Origin of the sequence: Bradyrhizobium neotropicale, assembly GCF_001641695.1 — a bacterium.
Taxonomy (GTDB): Bacteria; Pseudomonadota; Alphaproteobacteria; order Rhizobiales; family Xanthobacteraceae; genus Bradyrhizobium; species Bradyrhizobium neotropicale.
Genome location: NZ_LSEF01000027.1, coordinates 1 through 3641 on the forward strand (window position 1 = coordinate 1; position 3641 = coordinate 3641).

General features: G+C 60.1%; 2 protein-coding genes and 1 pseudogene. 1 reads left to right on the forward strand and 2 read right to left on the reverse strand.

Features of this window, described 5'->3' with window-relative positions:
- Window positions 1-40 precede the first annotated feature (40 nt).
- Together AXW67_RS05745 and AXW67_RS40250 are read right to left on the reverse strand one after the other, a co-directional pair.
- The gene (locus AXW67_RS05745) at window positions 41-1390 is read right to left on the reverse strand and encodes an IS701 family transposase (RefSeq protein ID WP_063676182.1); all 1350 of its coding nucleotides are present in this window, start codon (window positions 1388-1390) and stop codon (window positions 41-43) included.
- 74 nt (window positions 1391-1464) lie between these two features.
- Window positions 1465-2018 (reverse strand): annotated as a pseudogene (locus AXW67_RS40250) (IS5 family transposase); the annotation flags it as partial.
- Between the two features lie 498 nt (window positions 2019-2516).
- On the opposite strand from AXW67_RS40250, the gene ltrA reads away from it, so the two are divergent.
- The coding region (gene ltrA / locus AXW67_RS05755; RefSeq protein ID WP_063677094.1) for a group II intron reverse transcriptase/maturase at window positions 2517-3641 on the forward strand (1125 nt) is incomplete at its 3' end.

Sequence of the window (3641 nt, forward strand, 5' to 3'; positions counted from 1 at the left end):
CTAGCACTACTTTGGCAGAAGCTATTTGCGCCAGTGTTTTTCAAGGATTTGTTTTCGGCAGTATGGGCACCGCTGAGACGGCGGCCGAAGGATGAGATCGACGATGGCGTGACGTACGGCGGGCATGGTTGGCTGAGGCGGAGGTCCGTTGATTCTTTTTTTTCCGCCCCGCGTGTGCGAGGCGACGATGCTGCAGGAAGGCGTAGGCAATCATTGTCATCAGGGCGTGGCGATGAAGACCCTGCCATGATCGCCCCTCGAAGTGATCAAGTCCGAGCTCCTCCTTCAACTGCTGATGCGCCTGCTCACAAATCCATCTTGCCTTGATGGTGGCAGCTAGTGTGCGCAGATCCGTCGCCGCGGGGAGATTGGCAAGATAGTATTTCTTCTCCCCTGAGGCACGTTGCTCGCCAATGAGCCAAGCTTCGTCGCCCGGGAGATGCTGCTGACCCTTATCCCAAATCCGCTGAGGAGGGCCGTCGGCGGTGCGGACACGGAGAGCAGCAAATCGGGCTTTCAGCCGACCTTTCGTCCCGCTGCGCCAGCTCACGGCTTTCCATTTGGCGCTGGCCAGCATTTGTTCTGCCGCAATCGATAAGACATCGGGCACGTGGTGCTTTCGTGGTTTCCCGCGGACCTTGGTAATCGGCCAAACGAGCTTCACATCGACCGGATACACCTTCAGGTGCCGAGGGATGCCGACAGCCCAGGCCAGCCCGCGCTCTGTTAGCCCTTGTCGAAATGGTGCGCTAAGTCCGTATCCTGCATCCGCCAGCACACATCCAAAGCGCACGTTGGCTGCCGTCGCGCGGTCAATCTCGGCCAAGGCAATTTCCGGCTTGGACCGTGGCGTTCGGTGTTCGACTGGCACGCGAGCGCGCTTCAAACGAGACACGTCGCTTGTCCAACTGTCAGGCAGAAAGAGACGTAACGCGACCATCACTGGCACTTCGCCGCGCGCGAGCGTCAAAGACACCAGCGTTTGGCAATTTGCCGTTTTGCCGAGAGCCGATGCGTATTGAGCCGCAACACCAACCGAGCGTTCGCCCTTCTTCGGCAGTGAGGTGTCATCAATAACGAGCACCGCATCCCTGCCGCCGACAAGTCGGTCCGCCTGGTTGAGCAGCTCCGTCTCCAGCGGCGTCGCGTCCCAGACACCGTCCGCAATGAAATGGTGCAGCTGATCGTAGTTGCCCGAGGCAAGGCGCTCCGCCATCGGCTGAACGCTCTTGCGATCGCCAGGACCAATCAGTCCCGCAACATACAGAGGACACATCCGCTGCCGAGTCTTATGGCCCAGCCGGTCCAAGAACGGCATCAGCCAGCGTTCAAGTTCGTCTTCCCATCCCGCCATGGTCAGCCCTCCAAGAGCCGACCACCCATGAATCATTGAAAAATTGATTCGGGAATCCTATAAAGCACAGCAAAACCGACAATCTGCCAAAGTAGTGCTAGGGTTCAGACTCAATTGATCCAATAGGCGACGATGGCGGCGAGGTGGACGGCTGCCAGGAAGTTTCTGGCAAGTTTATCGTAGCGAGTTGCGACACGCCTGAAATCCTTGAGGCGGCAGAAACAGCGCTCGATGACGTTGCGCCCCTTATAGGCGCGTTTGCTGAAGCTGTGGAGGGTGACCCTGTTGGATTTGTTTGGAATGACAGGCTTGGCACCACGATCGACGATTTCGGCGCGAAAGCCGTCGCCGTCGTATCCTTTGTCGCCAATGAGGGCAGACATGGGTGGGGCGAGTTCCAAAAGGGCCGGCGCTGCGGCAATGTCTGCGTCCTGGCCTGGAGTGAGATGAAATGCGCAAGGTCTGCAATCAGGGTCACTCAGCGCGTGGATTTTCGTGGTCCGCCCACCGCGCGAGTGGCCGATCGCCTGTTCGTTCTCCCCCCTTTTCCGCCGCTCGCCGAGCGATGCGCTTTGATCGAGGTAGAGTCGATGGACAAAGTCACGCCGTCCTTGCCGCAGCGGGCGAGCGCTTCAAAGATCGCCTGCCAATGTCCGCGCTTGGCGTGCGCCGTGATAAGGCGGCGCTTTCCAGTGGGTGCAAGCCCCACCCGGCAAACGCTCCAGCCGGAAGCAACCGGAGCAGCTATGGAGGTGACGAAGTGGCTGAAGCCTTCGGATAGCGTGTCACGATATACGGTGACCGCGCGAGTGTGCAGGCCGTAACGCGAGTGAACGCCGAGCAAGCCTCGAAAAGGACGATGCACAGGCCGACCTGACGGCCATATCAGGGAAGGCTGACACGACTGGGGCGAAGTGAGCGAAACAATACCTCCAGTCGCTGTGCCGGGGTAGTGGCGACGGCATGTACACAAGGAAAGCGTACGCAACACGGGAGGCCCCACGACGTGGTCAGGGATGACCAACCGGACGCCCGCGAGGGATAGGCCGGGCGCCGTGGGGATGCGGAGGGGTTCGTAGTACCGGTGAAACCGGGTAACGCCGGGGGAGGGAAGGGACCTCAGTTCAAGACGAACGCAAAGACGTGGTGAGGGACCTGGGGATTGGGCAACCTATCAACTCCGAAGAGTGTTCAGAAACTGCAGACGGCGTTGCACGCGAAAGCGAAGGCAGAAGCCGGCTACCGCTTCTACGCCCTGTACGACAAGATCAGCCGGGAAGACATCTTGGCCCATGCCTATGCTCAATGCCGCTCCAACAAGGGCGCACCGGGTGTGGACGGCCAGGACTTCGCGGACATCGATGGGTACGGGGTGCAGCGGTGGCTTGGCGAACTGGCGCTTGCGCTCAGGCAGGAGACGTATCGACCGGACCCTATCAGAAGAGTGTACATACCGAAGGCCAATGGCAAACTCAGACCATTGGGCATCTCAACCTTGCGCGATCGGGTCTGCATGACGGCAGCGATGCTGGTGCTGGAACCGATCTTTGAGGCCGATCTTCCACCGGAGCAGTATGCCTACCGTCCCGGGCGTAATGCCCAACAGGCGGTGGTCGAGGTGGAAGCGCTGCTGTTCCGTGGTCACCCGGAAGTCGTCGACGCCGACCTCGCGGACTACTTCGGGAGCATTCCGCATACCGACCTTCTCAAGTCGGTGGCGCGCCGGATCATGGATCGGCGCGTGCTGCATCTGATCAAGATGTGGCTGGAGTGTCCCGTGGAGGAAACCGACGATCGAGGACGAAAGACACGGACGACCGAGGCCCGGGACAAGCGGCGCGGCATCCCGCAAGGCTCACCCATCTCACCACTGCTGGCTAACCTCTACATGCGCCGGTTTGTGCTGGGATGGAAGATGCTCGGGCTGGAGCGAAGCCTCGGCTCTCGTATCGTGACCTACGCCGACGATCTCGTAATCCTGTGCAGGCGGGGCAAAGCTGAAGAGGCCTTGCGACAACTGCGCAGGATCATGGGAAGGCTGAAGCTGATGGTCAACGAGGAGAAGACACGAATCTGCAAGGTACCGGAAGGAGAGTTCGACTTCCTGGGTTACACGTTCGGGCGGATGTACTCAGCGAAAACCGGCCAGGCGCGCCTGGGGTACCGGCCATCGCGCAAGAGCATCAAACGCGTGATCGAAAGCATTCACACGGTCACCGCCCGATCAGGAACTTGGCAAGAGACCACGGAGCTCGTAGGCCAGTTGAACCGCACGCTGCGCGGATGG

Excerpts from the sequence above, each read along its gene's own strand:
- AXW67_RS05745 (WP_063676182.1), bottom strand. The coding sequence starts at position 1,390 with ATGATTCATGGGTGGTCGGCTCTTGGAGGGCTGACCATGGCGGGATGG.